This window comes from Acinetobacter sp. 231_lipA (assembly GCF_058243005.1).
Genome location: NZ_JBZAYU010000001.1, coordinates 1968253 through 1987610 on the forward strand (window position 1 = coordinate 1968253; position 19358 = coordinate 1987610).

15 protein-coding genes and 2 pseudogenes are annotated in these 19358 nt (G+C 41.0%); 8 read left to right on the forward strand and 9 right to left on the reverse strand.

Annotation, left to right across the window (positions count from 1 at the left end; translation table 11 throughout):
- The first annotated feature begins 62 nt into the window (after window positions 1-62).
- Together AC4CUX_RS09640 and katG are read left to right on the forward strand one after the other, a co-directional pair.
- Window positions 63-1118, forward strand: coding sequence for an MBL fold metallo-hydrolase (locus tag AC4CUX_RS09640; RefSeq protein WP_490792369.1), 1056 nt, complete (start codon window positions 63-65; stop codon window positions 1116-1118).
- Between the two features lie 434 nt (window positions 1119-1552).
- Window positions 1553-3743 (forward strand): annotated as a pseudogene (katG, locus tag AC4CUX_RS09645) (catalase/peroxidase HPI).
- Between the two features lie 137 nt (window positions 3744-3880).
- On the opposite strand, the gene AC4CUX_RS09650 reads toward katG, so the two are convergent.
- Both AC4CUX_RS09650 and AC4CUX_RS09655 read right to left on the reverse strand, forming a co-directional pair.
- Entirely contained in the window at window positions 3881-4282 is a 402-nt protein-coding gene (locus AC4CUX_RS09650) for an NF045616 family extracytoplasmic (lipo)protein (protein ID WP_335343051.1), read from the reverse strand.
- Entirely contained in the window at window positions 4279-4890 is a 612-nt protein-coding gene (locus AC4CUX_RS09655) for a hypothetical protein (protein ID WP_212130960.1), read from the reverse strand. The genes AC4CUX_RS09650 and AC4CUX_RS09655 overlap by 4 nt, the downstream gene beginning before the upstream one ends.
- Window positions 4891-4991: 101 nt before the next feature.
- On the opposite strand from AC4CUX_RS09655, the gene AC4CUX_RS09660 reads away from it, so the two are divergent.
- The gene (locus AC4CUX_RS09660; RefSeq protein ID WP_010326927.1) at window positions 4992-6017 is read left to right on the forward strand and encodes an IS30-like element ISAba125 family transposase; all 1026 of its coding nucleotides are present in this window, start codon (window positions 4992-4994) and stop codon (window positions 6015-6017) included.
- A gap of 357 nt (window positions 6018-6374) precedes the next feature.
- Here the strand turns inward: AC4CUX_RS09660 and AC4CUX_RS09665 are convergent, their stop codons facing one another.
- Together AC4CUX_RS09665 and AC4CUX_RS09670 are read right to left on the reverse strand one after the other, a co-directional pair.
- Window positions 6375-8330 (reverse strand): alkyl/aryl-sulfatase, encoded by a 1956-nt coding sequence (locus AC4CUX_RS09665; protein WP_000693745.1) that lies wholly within the window; start codon window positions 8328-8330, stop codon window positions 6375-6377.
- Between the two features lie 81 nt (window positions 8331-8411).
- Window positions 8412-8672 (reverse strand): annotated as a pseudogene (locus AC4CUX_RS09670) (integrase core domain-containing protein); the annotation flags it as partial.
- 56 nt (window positions 8673-8728) lie between these two features.
- On the opposite strand from AC4CUX_RS09670, the gene AC4CUX_RS09675 reads away from it, so the two are divergent.
- Complete coding sequence (locus AC4CUX_RS09675) at window positions 8729-9754, forward strand: IS30-like element ISAba125 family transposase (protein WP_080631719.1); 1026 nt, start codon at window positions 8729-8731, stop codon at window positions 9752-9754.
- Window positions 9755-9793: 39 nt separating this feature from the next.
- On the opposite strand, the gene AC4CUX_RS09680 is transcribed toward AC4CUX_RS09675, so the two are convergent.
- On the reverse strand, window positions 9794-10318 hold the full coding sequence (locus tag AC4CUX_RS09680) for a PAAR domain-containing protein (protein WP_126038362.1): 525 nt from the start codon (window positions 10316-10318) through the stop codon (window positions 9794-9796).
- A 194-nt stretch (window positions 10319-10512) separates the two neighbouring features.
- On the reverse strand, window positions 10513-11133 hold the full coding sequence (locus tag AC4CUX_RS09685; protein ID WP_490792370.1) for a TetR/AcrR family transcriptional regulator: 621 nt from the start codon (window positions 11131-11133) through the stop codon (window positions 10513-10515).
- A gap of 78 nt (window positions 11134-11211) precedes the next feature.
- On the opposite strand from AC4CUX_RS09685, the gene AC4CUX_RS09690 reads away from it, so the two are divergent.
- A complete protein-coding gene (locus tag AC4CUX_RS09690; RefSeq protein ID WP_490792371.1) occupies window positions 11212-12864 on the forward strand; it encodes an acyl-CoA dehydrogenase family protein in 1653 nt (550 codons plus the stop codon).
- Between the two features lie 6 nt (window positions 12865-12870).
- Here the strand turns inward: AC4CUX_RS09690 and AC4CUX_RS09695 are convergent, their stop codons facing one another.
- Window positions 12871-14007, reverse strand: a complete 1137-nt coding sequence (locus AC4CUX_RS09695) for a DUF389 domain-containing protein (protein ID WP_490792372.1) — start codon at window positions 14005-14007, stop codon at window positions 12871-12873.
- A gap of 282 nt (window positions 14008-14289) precedes the next feature.
- The gene (locus AC4CUX_RS09700) at window positions 14290-14742 is read right to left on the reverse strand and encodes an Lrp/AsnC family transcriptional regulator (RefSeq protein ID WP_005400872.1); all 453 of its coding nucleotides are present in this window, start codon (window positions 14740-14742) and stop codon (window positions 14290-14292) included.
- 150 nt (window positions 14743-14892) lie between these two features.
- On the opposite strand from AC4CUX_RS09700, the gene AC4CUX_RS09705 reads away from it, so the two are divergent.
- The 3 genes from AC4CUX_RS09705 to AC4CUX_RS09715 all read left to right on the forward strand — a co-directional run bounded on the left by AC4CUX_RS09705 (window position 14893) and on the right by AC4CUX_RS09715 (window position 16974).
- Entirely contained in the window at window positions 14893-15507 is a 615-nt protein-coding gene (locus AC4CUX_RS09705; protein ID WP_279681161.1) for a LysE family translocator, read from the forward strand.
- 151 nt (window positions 15508-15658) lie between these two features.
- Complete coding sequence (locus tag AC4CUX_RS09710; RefSeq protein WP_010326927.1) at window positions 15659-16684, forward strand: IS30-like element ISAba125 family transposase; 1026 nt, start codon at window positions 15659-15661, stop codon at window positions 16682-16684.
- 101 nt (window positions 16685-16785) lie between these two features.
- Window positions 16786-16974 carry a DUF7230 family protein gene (locus tag AC4CUX_RS09715; protein WP_004978921.1) on the forward strand — a complete coding sequence of 63 codons (189 nt, stop codon included), beginning with the start codon at window positions 16786-16788 and terminating at the stop codon, window positions 16972-16974.
- Window positions 16975-16980: 6 nt separating this feature from the next.
- On the opposite strand, the gene ptsP is transcribed toward AC4CUX_RS09715, so the two are convergent.
- Window positions 16981-19278: a phosphoenolpyruvate--protein phosphotransferase gene (ptsP, locus tag AC4CUX_RS09720; RefSeq protein ID WP_004978924.1), complete on the reverse strand. Its 2298-nt coding sequence runs from the start codon at window positions 19276-19278 to the stop codon at window positions 16981-16983.
- Window positions 19279-19358 lie beyond the last annotated feature (80 nt).

The following is a 19358-nucleotide window of genomic DNA, read 5'->3' on the forward strand; positions in this document are numbered from 1 at the left end:
AGAGGTCAGTTTTCAAAACTGGTCCTGTTACTGGTGTATTGCAATAAAGATAACGACGTTAAATGAAGCCAAAATCAACTGAACTCCATTATCAAATTCCGACTGAAAATACCATGTCCCATACATGGCGGCAGCCCGAATTTCAGTTCCTACACTCCGACCATTATAACGGGACTCGCTTTGTCAATTCGGTTCGTCGACCTGAGGGCCGTAGTCGAGGCGACTTGCTGAAATGGTTGATTAAGCGTAAATCTTCGACATGGAATGTGGACTTGGCGCAAGAATATGCACACTTTCATGCCGATAAAAAAAGCCTGCCGCAAGATCGCCCCCATGCCGATTTAAATGATTGGCAGGTTTGGTTTGTGGGTCATGCCACGGTATTACTTCAAATTGGGCCCTATAACTTATTGACCGATCCTGTATGGGCGGAACATGTCAGTCCGAAGCAAGGGCGGGGACCACGCCGTGTTATGCCTGCTGGCATTGCCTTGGAAGATTTACCGACCATCCATGCGGTGCTCTTGAGCCATAACCACTATGACCATATGGATATTGCCAGTCTGAACTGGTTGTATGAGCGTTTCGCCATGCCCATTTATACAGGGCTAGGCAATGGATGGTATTTACCCAAGCACTTACAAGTATTGGAAATGGACTGGTGGCAGTCGGCGCGTCTGCATGATTTAAAACTGGTCTATACCCCAGCACAGCATGGTTCTGGCCGTGGCCTACGCGATCAAAACCGTGCGTTATGGGGCGGGTTTAGTATTCACTGTGGCGCTGACTATGCTTATTTTGCGGGGGATACGGGTTATTCACCGCACTTTAAAGAGCTGCATCAACGTTTTGGCGCACCGCGAATTGCGTTACTGCCTATCGGGGCATATGAACCGCGTGAGCTGATGCGCTATATGCATATGAATCCGCAAGATGCTTTTCAAGCGCATAAAGACCTGCATGCCAAATGCTCGATGGCTATTCACTATCGTACCTTTCAGCTGACCGATGAAAGTCGTGAACAACCCGAAATTGACTTAAAAGTGGCGATGAAAAATAGCTCGAAGCTGATGAATCCGTTTGTCTGTTTAAGAGAAGGTCGACGTTTAAACGTGTAATTGATGCTTTATATGTAAGATCAGGTGATGGCTGGCAAAACAGTCATCACCGAGACCATAAGGACATCACCAAAATATCTTTCAAAAAAAATCTAAAAACCGAAAGTATGCCTCTTTTTTTGTTTAATTTTGACTCAATCTGAGCCGCGCTCATTGCTAGTAAGGCTTGTCTGAGTTTTGATTGATAAGCTCAATTGAAAATGCCCATCAACCTCGCATCAAAAGCTTTCCTTGCTGCTATTTTTTCGTCGGATCTTATCTTATTGAAAAGCTAAAATTCTTTCTTTCTTAAATATTTACATAGAATAATCCGATTGTTTTTATTCGTAAAACTCGCTTTAGATTGTCATCAAAAGGGGCTATGTTAGAACAGTAATAATTACTTTAAACGGTTCATGATAATCATAATTTGATGATCAAATTTGGAGCTCGACATGACACAGAATATGCAAGCCTCAGGTTGTCCATTTCACCAAAAAGATGGTGGACAAACGAGTTTAGCCAGCACCAATAATTCTGATTGGTGGCCCAATGCGCTCAATCTCGACATCTTGTCGCAACACGATAAAAAAACCAACCCGATGGATCCTGATTTTGACTATGCAACCGCATTCAAATCATTGGATTTAGAAGCGGTGAAACAAGATCTTCGTGAACTCATCAACAGCAGTCAAGAATGGTGGCCATCTGACTATGGCAGTTACATTGGGATGTTTGTGCGTACCGCGGCACTTGGCGGGTTCTTACCGTAAACAAGATGGACGTGGCGGTGCCAACACAGGGAACCAACGCTTTGCCCCTCTCAACAGTTGGCCTGATAACGTCAACACCGATAAAGGCCGTCGCCTACTATGGCCAATCAAACGTAAATATGGCAACAAAATTTCATGGGGCGATTTAATTGTTCTTGCAGGAACCGTGGCTTATGAAGAAGCGGGTCTAAAAACCTTTGGCTTTGGTGGTGGTCGTCTAGATATTTGGGCACCCGAAAAAGACATTTACTGGGGTGAAGAGCGTCAATGGCTGGCACCAACGGCAAACCGTTATGCCAATGACCAAGACCGTAAATCGCTTGAAAATCCATTAGCTGCGGTACAAATGGGATTAATCTACGTCAATCCAGAAGGGGTTGATGGCGTCCAAGATCCCCTTCGTACTGCACAAGACATGCGTGTCACTTTTGACCGTATGGGAATGAATGATGAAGAAACCGTCGCACTCACTGCGGGTGGTCACACCGTCGGGAAAGCGCACGGGAATGGTAAAGCTCAAAACTTAGGGGCAGATGTCGAAAGCGCTGATGTGGAGTTTCAAGGTCTCGGGTGGCATAACTCTGAAGGTACAGGCAATGGCGCGAACACCATGGTCAGTGGTTTAGAAGGGGCTTGGACCACACACCCGACCAAATGGGATAACGAATTTTTCTATCTGTTGTTTACTTATGAATGGGAAAAAACCACCAGTCCTGCGGGTGCGAAACAATGGGAACCGATTAACATCAAAGAGGAAGATAAACCTGTTGATGCACATAACCCCAATGTACGCCGCAACCCAATGATGACCGATGCTGATATGGCGCTGAAAATGGACCCTGAATACCGCAAAATTTCAGAACGTTTTTATGCAGATCCAGCTTACTTGTCTGAAGTGTTTGCGCGTGCGTGGTACAAGCTGACTCACCGTGACATGGGACCAAAATCTCGTTACTTAGGTGCAGATGTGCCGAATGAGAATCTGATTTGGCAAGACCCAATTCCATCGGTCGATTATGTTTTGTCTGAAGCTGAAATTGAAGACTTAAAAGCGAAGTTGCTAAATAGCGGTTTAACTTCGGTTGAATTGATTAATACTGCTTGGGATAGTGCGCGGACTTTCCGTGGTTCCGACTACCGTGGTGGCGCCAATGGTGCACGTATCCGTCTTGCACCACAAAAAGACTGGGTGGGCAATGAGCCTGAGCGTTTAGCCAAAGTTTTGGCGAAGCTTGAAGAAATTCAGGCGAGTCTGGCGAAAAAAGTCAGCATTGCAGACTTGATTGTATTGGGCGGTACGGCAGCTGTTGAAAAAGCGGCGCATGCTGCGGGTGTGAATATCAAAGTTCCGTTCCTTGCAGGACGAGGTGATGCGACTCAAGAGCAAACAGATGTCTATTCTTTTGAAGATTTACTCCCGAAACATGATGGTTTCCGTAATTGGGTCAAAGAAGATTACAGCGTACAGCCTGAAGAAATGTTGTTAGACCGTGCACAATTACTCGGTTTAACTGCGCCTGAAATGACGGTGTTGGTTGGTGGTATGCGTGTACTCGGCACAAACTATGCAGGTACACCAGAAGGCATGTTGACGGCTCGTGTGGGTGTACTCAGCAATGACTTCTTTGTGAACTTAACGGATATGAAATATAACTGGAAACCCGTGGGTAAAAACCGTTATGAAATTGTAGACCGTGCGACAGGGGCAACCAAATGGACGGCGACACGTGTAGATTTAGTGTTTGGTTCAAACTCGATTTTACGTTCATATGCAGAAGTGTATGCGCAAGATGACAACAAAGAGAAGTTTGTAAAAGACTTTGTTGCCGCTTGGGTGAAAGTGATGAATGCAGACCGTTTTGATGTGAAGTAGTTTTCACTGGAATAAAAAAACCGCTCGAAAGAGCGGTTTTTTTATAGATCATGAGATGCTGATATTATTTGATTTATAAGTTTATTTTTGTATGGTGTGTATTGTGTTAATTTTAAAGTGGATTAATGCGATAGGAGTTATTCACATGTGCTTTTTCCAGCCTCTACCTGTTTAATACTAATACCGCTGTTATTTTCTAAAATACAAATTTGAGAGTTAAATGACTTATTAATAGTGCTTAAAGTAATTGTATAAGCTAAATTTTTTTCTAACTTATCTAATGGGATAGCTATACAATTTTTTTCACTAATAGGTAAGTCTGTTTTTGAGTAAGATTTTTCATATTCACTTTGATATTCTTTAGAAAAGTCAATTTTTGCAAAATGAACTAGAAAATTATCTTTTCCATAATCTTTAGATTCATTCGTGAAAAGACATAAATTATCATTAATAATTTTTGTATTAAGATCTCGACTCTGCTGATTACAACCTATAAGCACCATTGCTACAAAACTATATATTATTTTTTTCATAATCACGATTTCGGTAATAAATTTTTATTTGAGGGGTTAAGTAAAAAATCTCTTAATATTTTCTCAACATAGCCTAATAATTGTAAACTTTTTTGATGATGATCCCGTTTGGGATTAACTTTTTGTAAATAACAAGCATCAAACCAAAACTCAATAATTCTACCTTGTTGTTCAAAGTTAAAATCTTGAAATTTTTTATTTAAATCTCGACCTCCTAAGTCCGTGTCATAGGCTTCTAACTCATTGTCCGAGTCAACAGAATTGACCTCCGAAGTATATCCTCCTTTACATAATTGTTTTATCCCAAGCCAACCAGTTGATGTCCCCATTTGATATTGCCAAACATGTACCATTTCATGAATAAACCAATGACGGTTTTCACCTGTAGCTTTGCTATAGTCAGGTGTTTTTAAGTAATCATCTTTCGGTAAATAGATTTCCCCAGCAGGCGTCATGGCATTACCTGTTTTTGTATGTATTAAGCCACCTAAATGTATCCAGACCTTAGAGTAATCAATTGCATCTTTAAAAATCAGGCGAGACATAGCTATTTCACCAGAAGTTAACTGTCTTTTACTTCCGACTTTAATAATAGTAGCAGCTTGATTTTTCATCTCTGCATCTATTTTTTGTAATTTAGAAGTTATACTCTTTAAAACAGGGCAGAGTAAAACTTGAAGTGCGACATAAACCACCTAATTAATTTAAAGGGTTTATGGAGTATATAAAATTGTCATACCATCATCTTAACTTTGAAGATCGTACTGCATTAATGCTTGAGTCAAGAAAAGAAGGCTTTTCAGCCAGAAAATTTGCTGAACTTATTAAAAGACATCCTAGTACGATCTATCGTGAGCTTAAAAGAAATAGCATCAATGACGTTTATCAAGCTCGATATGCTTCTGATAACACTTTTGCTAGACGTAGACGTGGTCACAGAAAACTCAAAATCGATTCAATCCTCTGGAAATTTATTGTTGAAGCGATCCGTTGTTTATGGTCTCCTCAGCAAATAGCAAAGCGTTTAAAGACATTTCCTGATTTGGATCAAACAATGAATGTAAGCCATACAACGATTTATTCAACGATACGCGCATTACCCAAGGGTGAGTTGAAAAAAGACTTATTATCCTGTCTGCGTCATGAAAATAAAAAGCGAAAAGCTAACGGTGAACCTAAAAAAGATTCTATATTACAGGATATTAAAACTATTCATGAGCGCCCAGCCGAAGTTCAAGAAAGAAAAATACCGGGTCATTGGGAAGCTGATTTAATTAAAGGTAAAGACAATAAAAGTTCGATAGCAACACTTATTGAACGAAATACACGGCTCTGTATCTTGGCAACATTACCTGATGCAAAGGCAGAATCAGTGCGCAAGGCTTTAACTGAAGCTCTGAAATATTTACCTGCAGAACTGCGTAAAACGTTGACCTATGACCGTGGACGCGAGATGGCAGAACATAAAATACTTGAAGAAGATTTAGGCATAGATGTATATTTCTGTGACCCACATTCACCCTGGCAAAAAGGCACATGCGAAAATATGAATGGTTTAATTAGGCAATATTTACCTAAAGGGATTGATTTAAATCAGGCAGATCAGCATTATTTAAATCAAGTTGCCATGTCACTGAATACTCGTCCTAGAAAAGCGTTAGATTGGCTTACACCATTAGAGAAATTTGCTCAGCTTGTTGATTATCATAAGACTTTTCAAACTGTCGCACCTCATGTTTGAATTCGCCCTAATATAAAAGCTTATTTTCAATAAAAAACACATCATAATACCCCCTTGCCTTTTAACCACAAAAATATTGAAGTTATTATTTAGAAGCAATTAATAGAAAAATAAACAAATCTTTTTTAAACAAGCTACTAATAAAAATATCTCCATCGAAAATAAAGTATAAAAATTCAAAAACCATTTAATAAAGTATCAATAGAGTTAAAATACATATAGCTTACTTTTAATTTTAAAGAGGAATACAAGAAATAATTTCTTGTATTCCTGTTATAAGATTGGGAGAACCAAGTTGATAATTTCACCCATTTCTTTGGATCTATTAATTTAAGTTTCGACTTTACTTATTTGAGCTTAGCCATTTGGTCGAGTCACAATCGGGAAAATTGAATCTGGACGTTTAAACATTGCAAAGAATTTTCCAATTTTCAGTGGATTACCTTTGACTTTACTGTCTTTAGAAAGCAGGACTTTTACCCCTTCTATTTGACCTGTAATCATTTTTAGATATAAGGGCTTGGTTAAGGTTAATGTAGGGCAATCCAATGCCAAATCTTTACTTTCATCATAACGCTTAAACTGCATGACTGAGTTTTCAACCCATAATGAAAAATGCTCTTTGGTATCCGACAAAACCAGATTGATACACTGGTTTTCATTTTTTAAATTTTCCACATCTAAATTTGTCGCCATAGCTTCAAGAAATCTTTCAGTTGGTGTATGAATCAATAAATCACTCGGATCAGAAGTATTTTGTAGGGGTACATTATTTTGTAGCTCTTGAGCGCCCACCAAAAAGAAATTACGCCAAGTTGAAGCCTCAGCAGCATAGCCCAATTGACGATAAGTATTCGCCAATAAGTCTTTTGCTTGTTGGTTTTGAGGGTTATTCAACACAATATGTTTTAAAATCTCGGCAGCCCATCTATAGTCAGCTTGAGCGTAGGCATCCCGCGCATTTTTCAATGCATTGTTCTCCCCACCTGCTAACTCAATATATTTTTTTGCAACAGCTTTAGGGGGTAATGGATCTAAATTGGAAGGATGGGCATCGAACCATCCCATATAATATTGGTATACTGCTTTTACATTATGTTTTAGGGTTCCATAATAGCCATGAGCATATAGTTTTTGATCAAGTGCCGCTGGAAGCTTAATTTTTTCGGCAATTTCAGCGCCATTAAAACCAGAGTTCATATATCTCACCGTCTGATCATGCGTGAACTTATAAACATCTCGCTGGGTTTTAATAAAATCTTGAATATTGTCATTGCCCCAGACAGGCCAATGATGCTGTGCAATCAATACATCGGATGCTTTGGCATGCTGCATTGCTTGGTCTAGATAGCCCACCCATTTTAAGGCATCACGGACTTTAGCACCCCGAAGGGTATAAAGATTATGCATGGTATGAGATAGAATTTCTGCGCCGTTATAAAGTTTCAATGATGGGATAGAGAACGTTAATTCTGCTGGTGCTTCTGAACCCGGCACGTTATAAAACACAAAATCCAAGCCATCAACCGTCATTTTCTGTTCTGGTTGAGTGATCAGTTGTGTAGGCTCAAGGATGCCCATTTTTCCCACAGCAACAGCCTTACCTAAACCTGTATCCACCAATCCTTCCGCATTTTTAGGTAGAAAAGTTCCATACATATAAGTCGCACGACGTATCATGGCTGAACCTGCCATCACATTTTCACTGGTCGCTTCTTCCATAAAGCCTTTTGGCGCAATAATTGGAGTTTTTCTAGCGTTAATTTCTTCGCTAGAAAGAACGCCTAATGCACCACCAAAATGATCGATATGGCTATGGGTAAAGATAATGGCTGAAATTTTTTGCTCACCTAAATGCTGTCTAGCAAATTTAAGTGCTGCTTCAGCCGTTTCTTTAGAGGTTAATGTATCCACAATAATCCAGCCAGTATCACCCTGAATGATGGTCATATTTGCCAAATCAAAACCACGAATTTGCCAAACTCGATCTGTTACTTTAAATAGCCCAACATTGTTGTTTAATTTTGCTTGTCGCCATAGAGTGGGATTAACGGTATTTGGTGCTTGATCTTGTAAAAAACTAAATGCATCAAAATCCCAGATAACATTGCCTTTCTCACTTTTAATTTGACCTGTTGGCTTGGCAATAAAGCCCTTTTGAGCCTGATTAAACTCAGTCATATCCTCTAAGTTATACTTCGCCTTATATGTATTATTTGATTCAATGACCGCTTTTTCTACTACAGTATTTGCTGCAAAAACAGAAAATGGCAGAATAAGCATCAATGAAACTGTTAAAAACTTAATTTTCATCTTCTTTCCTTTTTTTAAATAGAGGTGGTCCCACATGTTTGAACAACTAAAAGCTTATTTATAAGTGATACTCTGCTCTAGTTAAGCTACCTTATTTTGTTGTGGTAGCTGGTCATAGTAAAACTCATCTGGAGTCATTTTGTCCAGACTCGAATGAGGTCGTTTCAAATTATAAAATTCAAAATATGCGTTTAATTGCTTCTTCGCATCCAAAACATTGCTGTAGGCTTTGAGATACACCTCTTCATATTTAACGCTCCGCCATAATCGTTCAACCATCACATTATCAACCCATCGACCTTTACCATCCATGCTGATTTGGATGTCATTTGATTTCAATACATGGCAGAGTAAAACTTGAAGTGCGACATAAACCACCTAATTAATTTAAAGGGTTTATGGAGTATATAAAATTGTCATACCATCATCTTAACTTTGAAGATCGTACTGCATTAATGCTTGAGTCAAGAAAAGAAGGCTTTTCAGCCAGAAAATTTGCTGAACTCATTAAAAGACATCCTAGTACGATCTATCGTGAGCTTAAAAGAAATAGCATCAATGACGTTTATCAAGCTCAATATGCTTCTGATAACACCTTCGCTAGACGTAGACGTGGTCACAGAAAACTCAAAATCGATTCAATCCTCTGGAAATTTATTGTTGAAGCGATCCGTTGTTTATGGTCTCCTCAGCAAATAGCAAAGCGTTTAAAGACATTTCCTGATTTGGATCAAACAATGAATGTAAGCCATACAACGATTTATTCAACGATACGAGCATTACCAAAGGGTGAGTTGAAAAAAGACTTATTATCCTGTCTGCGTCATGAAAATAAAAAGCGAAAAGCTAACGGTGAACCTAAAAAAGATTCTATATTACAGGATATTAAAACTATTCATGAGCGCCCAGCCGAAGTTCAAGAAAGAAAAATACCGGGTCATTGGGAAGCTGATTTAATTAAAGGTAAAGACAATAAAAGTTCGATAGCAACACTTATTGAACGAAATACACGGCTCTGTATCTTGGCAACATTACCTGATGCAAAGGCAGAATCAGTGCGCAAGGCTTTAACTGAAGCTCTGAAATATTTACCTGCAGAACTGCGTAAAACGTTGACCTATGACCGTGGACGCGAGATGGCAGAACATAAAATACTTGAAGAAGATTTAGGCATAGATGTATATTTCTGTGACCCACATTCACCCTGGCAAAAAGGCACATGCGAAAATATGAATGGTTTAATTAGGCAATATTTACCTAAAGGGATTGATTTAAATCAGGCAGATCAGCATTATTTAAATCAAGTTGCCATGTCACTGAATACTCGTCCTAGAAAGGCGTTAGATTGGCTTACACCATTAGAGAAATTTGCTCAGCTTGTTGATTATCATAAGGCTTTTGAAACTGTCGCACCTCATGTTTGAATTCGCCCAGTATTTTTAGGATTTCCTCTGCCTGTTACTCTATTCGCCATGTTCATGATCCTCTAAAATTATTCTTATTTCTAGTTCTTCTTCTGTTTCACTAGTAATAAAATGAGTAAACCCTTCTTTATCCGTTTTACCGTGGAAAGTTTCACCATTCATGTATATTTCATAACATACATTAGCTAAAGGTTCTCCTGTTAACTCATCCTGTAGTACAAATTTTTGTCCGTATTTAAAATTAGGTTCAGCTACAAAACTATTAGTATTATTAGATACAATTTTTGGACTACTAGCCCCACTACTCATCACAGCTAAATCAGAAATTTTTAAATATTTTGATCCACAACTAGAGGTATCACCAACAGCAACAATGCTTTTTCCACCCACGACCATAAAACCTTGATTAGAAGCTATTGCACGTGATTGAACCTTACATTTAGGGCAAAAATGAGTCATACCATCAAGATGTACTGCCTTACCTTCGACTAAAAAAGATGAGTCACCTAAAACAATGATTCCACCATGATCTGTTTTACAACCTACTGTGATTAATGCTTTCATTTATTTTTTATAATTTTTTAACGATATTGTTATTAAACCATAAGAATTAAATGATACAAAATTCCAAGGAATACCCTGAAATATTGATTCCATTTTAGATTATAGGGCTTACACGATCCTAATTTTAATATTATTATATATATCAATTATTTAAAACTTAAATGTAAGCGCGAAAATGAATAGAACGCCTATTTTTATTCAAACTTAAGTTTTCCTAAACTTTGAACAATATCCTTTTCAAGTTCCTTCCACTCCTCAAACTCCGGCTCTACCAATAAAGTCTGCGACACAAAGCCATAACACACTCGTTGCATATTTAAAGCCATATGCTTGAGCTGTTCATCATCTTGTATAGACGGCTCTAAAATGCTGCGCCACATTTGTACCATCATGGCATAGCTTTTACGGTAACTTTCAATATTTGAAATCTTCCGTTCCAGTAGAAAAGTCTGTGCCCATAGAAACTGTCGAGCCTGAATTTGCTCAAGCTGAAAGTGAATAATTTGCTGTAAATAGTCCTCAAAACTCAATTTTGTGGATAACTCCATCAGGCTTTGTGCATAAGTTTTTAGCTGCTCCGCATTAGTTTTCACATGCTGATGAATGGTCAATGCAACCAAATCTTCCTTCTTTGAAAAGTACTCATAAAAGGTACCTAAACCGACTCCCGCCACATCGGTAATTTCCCGAATGGTAATTTCGTGCGCATGGCGCTCATGCAAAAGCCGAACAAAACTTTCTTGTAAAGCTTCTTGGGTAAGCTTAGCTCGCGATTGGCGCGGTCTACGACGGACTTGGATCTCAGGATTCTTCATAGCACAAAGCTGAACATGGCAGACTCAATTTTTCTCTATACTGAAATGAAAAGCACAGCATAACAAGAGCAAAGTGATATGAATACGGCATGGATGACCCATCAAATTAGCAATCAGTTTGATGAACTGGAAAATTATAACCTGTTTGAAACCGATAGCATTTTACAAGAAATCCTGACTCGTTATGGTAGTCAGGATCAGGCAAAACTCACAGAGTTGGGGAATGTCGTTGGTTCAGCGGAATATTATGATTATGCCGACTTGGCCAATAGACATACGCCCATATTACATGCCTTTGATGCCCGTGGACGCCGTAAAGACTCTATCGAGTTTCATCCCGCATGGCATAAATGGATGGGATTAAATCGTCAGTTCGATACCCACGCACATCCGTTTAATCAGCCCAATTCACCCTCAAAATGGGTCGAATGGGCAGCGCGTTTTTATTTGGCAGGGCAGGTGGAGTGTGGAAACTTGTGTCCAAACTCGATGACCTTAGGCAGTCTTCCACTGATTCAACGTGAGCCTGAACTGTGGGCCAAAATAGGCGATAAGTTACTTTCAACAGAATACGATGAACGTGATGTACCGATTAGCCAGAAAAAATCGATTTGGCTGGGCATGGGCATGACCGAAAAGCAGGGCGGTTCGGATGTGCGTGCCAATGAAACCATCGCTGTGCCAGTCGCCGAGTCGGGGCGTGGACAAGCCTATTTGCTCACAGGGCATAAATGGTTTTTCTCTGCACCGATGTGTGATGCGCATTTGGTGGTGGCAAAGACGGAACAAGATGGTTTGGCCTGTTTCTTTGTGCCCCGTTGGCTGGAGGATGGCACCAAGAACCCAATTCATGTGCAACGCTTAAAAGACAAAGTCGGCAACCGAAGTAACTCCAGCTCGGAAGTCGAATTTAAAGAGGCGTGGGGCATTATGATTGGGGAAGCTGGACGCGGTATTCCCACCATCATTGAAATGGCGAATTACACCCGTTTGACCTGTTCGGTGGGTAGTACTGCCATGCTCAGACAAGCCTTGGTGCAATGTATTGCTTATACCCGTCAGCGTAAAGCCTTTGGTAAGCATTTGGCTGAACAACCGCTGATGCAAGCCTTACTGGCAGATTTAGCCTTAGAAACGGAAGCGGCGATGCAACTCAGTTTTCATTTGGCGCATTGTTATGAAACGGATGATGCGCTGTCTGTAGCGTGGAAACGCATTATGACCCCAGCGTCGAAGTTCTGGATTTGTAAACGTACTGTGGAACTCAGCGGTGAGGCAATGGAAGTTTTTGGCGGCAATGGCTATGTTGACAACGGCATCATGGCACGTATTTTTAAAGAAGCCCCAGTCAATACCATTTGGGAAGGTTCAGGCAATGTCATGTGTTTGGATGTGCTGCGTGCTATCAGCCGTGATGTAGAGTCGATTGAAATCCTGTTTCAAGATTTGGCCACCACGGCTATGCAAGATGAACAGTTGAAACAAGAGCTGAAAAGTCTATTTCAGTTGTTCCAACAGACACCTGAAGAACTACAATTTATGGGGCGCAGCTTGGTTAGTCGTTTAGTGATTTTGGCACAAGCAGTCCTGCTAAAACGGCATGCACCAAACTATGTGGCTGATGGCTTTATTCAAAGCCGTTATAGTCCATTTCATGGTCGTGTTGTCGGGATGCTTGAGATGAAACAACCCGACGTAGAACGACTGCTGCATAGAGCATTTGCAGCTTAAAGCTCATTATTGTACTGAAAGCTTCTGCGCTTCATCTTGTTCGAGTTTGACGTTGGGGCTGTCTTCAGCCTGAATAATATCAATCGGAATAAAGCGGACTTGAACAATGCTTGGGTTATCGTTCAAGTCTGGCAATAGCTTTTGATTGAGTGCTGCAATTTGCACTGGGCTAGGCGGAATATCTCCACGGATAGAGACACGGACTAAAGTGAAATCATCTCTTTTATCGTATTGGATGGTATCAATAATATTATTGGCGTGGTTGAGTTCTGTGCTAATGGTCGCCTCGGTACTGCTTTCGTACAGCCGTGTATTGAGCAGCGCATAAAAGTTGAGTGAGAGATAAATCCCTAAAAGTGCCAAGAACATTAGGCTAACAGCATTACGTTTGAGAAACTCTTTGACATTACTCTGCACTTCTTCGCTGGAACCCCGTCTAAAGCCTGCAATCCAAAGGACTAAAGATGAGCTAATCTGAATGGCGAAGATGTTGGTCACCGCCAGTAAAAATGCATTGGCTGAGTTTTTCCATTCCATATGTGCAAATAAAATCCCGCTGGCCACCAAGGGCGGAACTAAGGCCGTCGCAACGGCGACACCCACCACAGCCACAGACAGGCGAGGAGATACTGAGGCAAAAGCACCTGCGGCACCTCCTGCTAAAGCAATCATCAAATCCAAAATGGTTGGCTGCGTACGCGATAATATTTCATTGGTCATGGGTAGGTCATAGTTCACCAGCCCTAAAATGATCCCGATGCTATAAATCATGCCAATGCCCAGTAGCAAAGTGGATAGTGCGGTTTTAAACAGCAGCCAGCGGTTATCAATTAAAGCCAAAGCGATACCTGAAATTGGCCCCAGCATCATGGCAACCAACATCGCGCCAATCACCACCGCAGCAGAGTTGGACAGCAGTCCATAGCCTGCAATAACGGCAGCCAAGGCATTCATAATAAAAAAGGTTTTGCTTGGCAGTGCATCCGCTTGGATGTTTAATCGGACTTTTTGGTGGTCAATTTTTTTGGAGTTTTCGCGCAAGGCCTGCTTATAACGAATTTTTTCTTTTAGAAACTCATACTTTTCTTGGTCTGGCGTATCTTTGACCACAATGGTTGCATCTTTGTCTTTTCCGAGTGGCATGGCGATGCTCTTATTTTGTCTGTGATTAAGATTTAATCTAGCGTTTTTATCAAGGGAAGCAAACAAAAAAATGGTGAGAAATAATATGATTCACGCTTCAATTTAAAATATGTTCTAGCCACTTTCTTTTTATTGAAGCGAGGCTTCTCGATTTTGTTGAACATCATTCATTAACAAGGACTTTTTAGCACCGAGCAGGACAGATTTTCTTGAAATCGCGAGGCCATTCAGAAAAAGACAGATCAATTACAGGTATTTAGCTGACCCTAGAGCATATTCTTGTTAGAACAAGACGCTACGATTGGAAATAATATTTTTCATCACCATGGTAGAGATGAGACGTTGCACATTTGGCAGTGCTGACAAGTGCTCATCATAGAGTTTTTGATAACTTTCTAAGTCATAGGTCACGACATGCAGCAAATAGTCGGGGTCACCAAAAAGTCGCTGCGCTTTCACAATTTGAGGAACCTTAAGAATCGCGTCTTCAAGACTTTGTACCGAATCTTTATCGCCATTTTTGAGCGTCACAAAAACAATGGTGGAGAAATTCAAGCCAAGCTGGGAGATATCCAACTGTGCGCGATAGCCTTTGATAATACCTGTATCTTCTAAGGCTTTGACTCTACGGTGACAGGGAGAGAGGCTAAGCCCTACCTTATGCGCCAACTCCGTAACAGATAAACGACCATCGGCTTGTAGTTCAGCAAGAATCTTCTTATCAATTTTATCCATGTGGAAGAATCTCCCCTTTTTAGGTGTTATTGCACAAATATTTGAAAGCACATTTTAGAGCCTAAAGGATATCCTTTCAAAATTATTTGATACAGATCATGTTTTGATTGGATTAAACCTCAAAACGGTGATGGATAAGAGAGGAAAGGGATGTCACTGAATATTATGATTGCATTTTGGGGTGTTTCGATCCTGTTTGTGATGACACCAGGTATAGATTGGGCCTATGCTATTTCGTCGGGAATACAGGGCAAAAGAGTCTTGCCTGCGGTAACCGGGTTATTAACAGGGCATTTGATGGCGGCACTGATTGTTGCAGCGGGTGTGGGCACATTGGTGACCAGTCAGCCCGTATTGCTTCAAGTACTCACGGGCGTTGGGGCTGTTTATTTGCTGTGGATGGGGCTGAGTCTGTCGATGCGTCCTGCAAGTATTAGCAGTGATCAGGTTGCCATTGCATCTTCAAAGTCATGGTACATTCGAGGCGTTTACTTGAGTGGATTAAACCCGAAAGTCCTGCTGTTATTTTTGGCTTTATTGCCGCCCTTTATCGACCCGCAAGCGGCTTTGTCGCCCACCTCTCAAATTGTTTTATTGGCGGGAATTCACCTTATGAGTTGTGCGGCTGTTTATTTCTTGGTTGGATTTAGTGCGCAGAAAGTTTTGGGCACACGCCCACAGGCAGCTAGAGTGGTCAGTCGAGTGTCAGGGGTATTGATGATGTTGATTGCGATGATTTTGTTGTTAGAACAGTTTTATGTCTAAGCGATATTTTAAGTATATGGATCAAAGGCAGTGCAAAATAAAGCATTGCCATAACCTGTAATTGAATTGGAAAATAGCGGATGAGTTGGTGATATAGGGCAGAGTAAAACTTGAAGTGCGACATAAACCACCTAATTAATTTAAAGGGTTTATGGAGTATATAAAATTGTCATACCATCATCTTAACTTTGAAGATCGTACTGCATTAATGCTTGAGTCAAGAAAAGAAGGCTTTTCAGCCAGAAAATTTGCTGAACTTATTAAAAGACATCCTAGTACGATCTATCGTGAGCTTAAAAGAAATAGCATCAATGACGTTTATCAAGCTCGATATGCTTCTGATAACACTTTTGCTAGACGTAGACGTGGTCACAGAAAACTCAAAATCGATTCAATCCTCTGGAAATTTATTGTTGAAGCGATCCGTTGTTTATGGTCTCCTCAGCAAATAGCAAAGCGTTTAAAGACATTTCCTGATTTGGATCAAACAATGAATGTAAGCCATACAACGATTTATTCAACGATACGCGCATTACCCAAGGGTGAGTTGAAAAAAGACTTATTATCCTGTCTGCGTCATGAAAATAAAAAGCGAAAAGCTAACGGTGAACCTAAAAAAGATTCTATATTACAGGATATTAAAACTATTCATGAGCGCCCAGCCGAAGTTCAAGAAAGAAAAATACCGGGTCATTGGGAAGCTGATTTAATTAAAGGTAAAGACAATAAAAGTTCGATAGCAACACTTATTGAACGAAATACACGGCTCTGTATCTTGGCAACATTACCTGATGCAAAGGCAGAATCAGTGCGCAAGGCTTTAACTGAAGCTCTGAAATATTTACCTGCAGAACTGCGTAAAACGTTGACCTATGACCGTGGACGCGAGATGGCAGAACATAAAATACTTGAAGAAGATTTAGGCATAGATGTATATTTCTGTGACCCACATTCACCCTGGCAAAAAGGCACATGCGAAAATATGAATGGTTTAATTAGGCAATATTTACCTAAAGGGATTGATTTAAATCAGGCAGATCAGCATTATTTAAATCAAGTTGCCATGTCACTGAATACTCGTCCTAGAAAAGCGTTAGATTGGCTTACACCATTAGAGAAATTTGCTCAGCTTGTTGATTATCATAAGACTTTTCAAACTGTCGCACCTCATGTTTGAATTCGCCTAGGTTCAGCCAAAATCGCTTGTAATACGTTCAAAAAGGCGTAAAATTTCTAGCGCATCATCAGCGAGATGATCAGATCAACAAGGTGAAAAAAATGGCAAAGAAGAAAGCTGAGCCAAAAGTTGTGATTCACAACTTCGTGGCTAAACACATGCATGAAGTTAACCAAAGCCAAGTCTTTGTAGACCGAAAGAAAAATGCAAAACGAGGCTATGACAAGCACAAAAAAGGGAGATATTCAGATGATTATCTCCCTTTTTTAATGTCCGTTCTTTGGGTTTAAAGACCTTTAAGCCGTCACAATACGTGTTGCGGATTTGACCATATCGGCCAAACCATGGGTTTTAAAATAATATTCCATCTGACTTTTCACAATGAGTGGATTACTCATTTTCAAGGCACGCTCTAACAATTCGACCGCATCTGGCATTGGGACATGACAAATGGCTTTGCGTACACGCAGAATGTTGCTTGAGCTCATTGATAGGGTATTGAAGCCCATCGCCATCAGTAAGATCGCAGACAAAGGATCACCCGCCATTTCCCCACAAATACTGACTGGTTTGTTGTACTTATGACACTCTTTAACTAAGCGGGTGAGCGCACGTAAAACCGCAGGGTGGAAATGAGAGTAGACATTGGCGACACGTGGATTATTACGGTCGACGGCCAGTAAGTATTGCGTTAGGTCGTTTGAACCCACCGAGAAAAAGTCAACCAACTCGGCAAATTCTTCAATCTGCAATAAGACACTTGGTACTTCGACCATGATCCCGATTTTTGGTTTGGTGATTTTGACCTGTTCTTCTTCTTGTACCGCGACCCAGTCACGCTCCAGTAAATACAACGCTTCTTCTACTTCACTGACACTGGTCACCATTGGCAGAAGAATGTGTAGGTTGTTAAGACCAATACTGGCTTTGAGCATGGCACGAATTTGTGAAGAAAAAATTTCAGGGTGGTCGAGCGTAAAGCGAATGCCGCGCCAGCCCAATGCGGAGTTTTCTTCCTCAATTGAAAAATAAGGCAAGTCCTTATCTGCACCGATATCGAGGGTACGCATCACCACAGGTTTGTTGGCAAAGTGGCTCAACTGTTGACGATAAATCGCACGCTGTTCTTCTTCACCTGGGAAGCGATCACGCAGCATGAACGGAATTTCAGAGCGATATAGACCAACACCTTTGGCACCGCGTTGTACACCACGGACCACATCAATCATCAAGCCAGTATTGACGAACAGTTTGACTGCGACACCATCAGGGGTGATGGCATCTTTAGTTTCATACTGTTTTAAATCTTTGGCAATCAGTTCTTCTTCTTTTTGAATTTCTTTATAGCGACTACGTAAACGGCGAGGTGGATTAATGAACACACGCCCTTGGTGCGCATCGACGATCATTTCCACATCATCGAGGGTATTAATTGGCAGTTCAGTGACACCAACAACGGTTGGAATACCGAGTGCGCGCGCTACAATCACCATATGCGAGTTCATGGCGCCTTCGGTAGTTACGATGGCTGCAATTTTATCGACTGGCAGTTCAACCAAGGCTGCGGTTGAGATTTCTTCTCCAATCAGAATACTTTCATCGGTAAGTTCACGGTGGCTGGAGTCGGCTTCTTGCAAATAGGCCAAAATCCGTCGCCCGAGATCTTTTAAGTCCGCGGCACGTTCACGGAGATAGTCATCTTCCATCTGTTCAAACAGATCGATGTGATTATCGATGACGATACGCACCGCACCTTGTGCCCAGTTCCCATCACGAATTTGTTCTTTAATTTCCGCTGGTAGCGCATTTTCATCCAACATGCGTAAGAACACGCTAAACAGGGCGCGCTCTTCCGCCATGAGGGCATCTTGCATTTTGTCATCAAGTGATTTGATTTCATCACGCACTGAGGTGAGGGCACGATCCAGCAGCTCTAATTCTTCACTGATGTCATCGGCTTCACGGTCAGGGACAGCCGCCAAATCCGCAGGGGGATAGAGAATGACGGCACGCCCTAATGCAATTCCACCTGAACCTGGGACACCTTGGAAGGTTTTGTAGGCAGGTAGATTGCTGGGTTTACGAAAAACATCGATATTGCCCACCGCATGCGCATGCGCAATGACCCCTGAAAGCTGAGCACAGAGCGTGACGAGGAATGATTCCGCAGCTTCACTAAAGTCTTGCGACTCTTTGTTTTGCACCACGAGCACGCCCATGACTTTACGGCGGTACATGACGGGTACACCGAGGAACGAGTTATAAATTTCCTCACCTGTTTCAGGTAAGTACATAAAACGTTCATGTTTCGGTGCATTGTCAAGGTTAACGATTTCTTCACGCTGACCCACCAGACCAACCAAGCCTTCACTGGTATGCAGTGAAACATGGCCGACCGAATCAGGGTTCAAACCTTTCGATGCCATCAACAAATAACGTTGATTGCGTTCGTCGAGTAAATAGATGGAGCAAACATCAACATGCATGGCTTCCGCCACATGGTTGACCATAATGTCGAGTGATTCATGCAAACTGGTGGACGCATTGATTTCTTGTACAATGCGTCGAAGGGTATCCAGTTGCATATTCGACATCGCGTCTACTCCAAAAATAATGTGCGTCCAACTTATTTATAACAAGAGATCCTTAAAAAATCTGTAGGACGTCTAGATTT

Excerpts from the sequence above, each read along its gene's own strand:
- AC4CUX_RS09705 (WP_279681161.1), top strand. The coding sequence starts at position 14,893 with ATGTCACTGAATATTATGATTGCATTTTGGGGTGTTTCGATCCTGTTT.
- AC4CUX_RS09695 (WP_490792372.1), bottom strand. The coding sequence starts at position 14,007 with ATGCCACTCGGAAAAGACAAAGATGCAACCATTGTGGTCAAAGATACG.
- AC4CUX_RS09690 (WP_490792371.1), top strand. The coding sequence starts at position 11,212 with ATGAATACGGCATGGATGACCCATCAAATTAGCAATCAGTTTGATGAA.
- ptsP (WP_004978924.1), bottom strand. The coding sequence starts at position 19,278 with ATGTCGAATATGCAACTGGATACCCTTCGACGCATTGTACAAGAAATC.
- AC4CUX_RS09665 (WP_000693745.1), bottom strand. The coding sequence starts at position 8,330 with ATGAAAATTAAGTTTTTAACAGTTTCATTGATGCTTATTCTGCCATTT.
- AC4CUX_RS09655 (WP_212130960.1), bottom strand. The coding sequence starts at position 4,890 with ATGAAAAATCAAGCTGCTACTATTATTAAAGTCGGAAGTAAAAGACAG.
- AC4CUX_RS09660 (WP_010326927.1), top strand. The coding sequence starts at position 4,992 with ATGGAGTATATAAAATTGTCATACCATCATCTTAACTTTGAAGATCGT.
- AC4CUX_RS09685 (WP_490792370.1), bottom strand. The coding sequence starts at position 11,133 with ATGAAGAATCCTGAGATCCAAGTCCGTCGTAGACCGCGCCAATCGCGA.
- AC4CUX_RS09710 (WP_010326927.1), top strand. The coding sequence starts at position 15,659 with ATGGAGTATATAAAATTGTCATACCATCATCTTAACTTTGAAGATCGT.
- AC4CUX_RS09680 (WP_126038362.1), bottom strand. The coding sequence starts at position 10,318 with ATGAAAGCATTAATCACAGTAGGTTGTAAAACAGATCATGGTGGAATC.
- AC4CUX_RS09700 (WP_005400872.1), bottom strand. The coding sequence starts at position 14,742 with ATGGATAAAATTGATAAGAAGATTCTTGCTGAACTACAAGCCGATGGT.
- AC4CUX_RS09675 (WP_080631719.1), top strand. The coding sequence starts at position 8,729 with ATGGAGTATATAAAATTGTCATACCATCATCTTAACTTTGAAGATCGT.
- AC4CUX_RS09715 (WP_004978921.1), top strand. The coding sequence starts at position 16,786 with ATGGCAAAGAAGAAAGCTGAGCCAAAAGTTGTGATTCACAACTTCGTG.
- AC4CUX_RS09640 (WP_490792369.1), top strand. The coding sequence starts at position 63 with ATGAAGCCAAAATCAACTGAACTCCATTATCAAATTCCGACTGAAAAT.